The organism is Vibrio sp. 1401 (assembly GCF_033340295.1).
The window spans coordinates 1-627 of the sequence record NZ_JAWOWF010000501.1; the positions used below are offsets into that span (position 1 = coordinate 1).

At 48.8% G+C, this 627-nt stretch carries 1 protein-coding gene; it reads right to left on the minus strand.

The features are described from left to right. On the minus strand, nucleotides 1-627 hold a 627-nt coding region (locus R7Z77_RS26475), incomplete at both ends, for a nucleotidyltransferase domain-containing protein (protein WP_318137187.1).

The following is a 627-nucleotide window of genomic DNA, read 5'->3' on the forward strand; positions in this document are numbered from 1 at the left end:
TTGCATCGGTAAGAAAGCCGTAACGGCTCATCTCTAGCAGAGATGTGGCGCCAAAGTGACGACGCGCTACCCAGCTCAAAGTGTGAATATCGCGAAGACCTCCTGGGGTCGATTTGATATCGGGCTCTAGGTTATAGGTCGTATCGTGGTAGCGAGCATGACGTTCGCGTTGTTCTTGGATTTTTGCGCGGTAGAAGGTTTCGCTCGGCCAGAAGGAGTCGGATAGCACGACCTTTTTCAGAGCTTGGAATGTGTCTTCGCTGCCACAAAGCAGACGTGCTTCTTGTAGGTTAGTAGCAACCGTTAGATCGTCACGACCGATTTGTGCACATTCATTGACAGTGCGAACCGCATGGCCAACTTCCAGTTTTAAGTCCCATAGTAAGGTAATAAATTCGCTGATTTTCGCTTCTAACGCAGTCGGCAGTTTGTTGTTAGAGAGAACAAGAATGTCTATGTCGGACAACGGATGCAGTTCACCGCGACCATATCCGCCCACGGCCACTAATGAGATGTTGCAAATGTCATTAAAACCGAAGTATTGCCATAAACGCGTCAGCAACGAGTCCATGTACTCTGCGCGAGCCAATACTAAGCTGGTCACAGGGTGATGGTTAAGAAACTCTT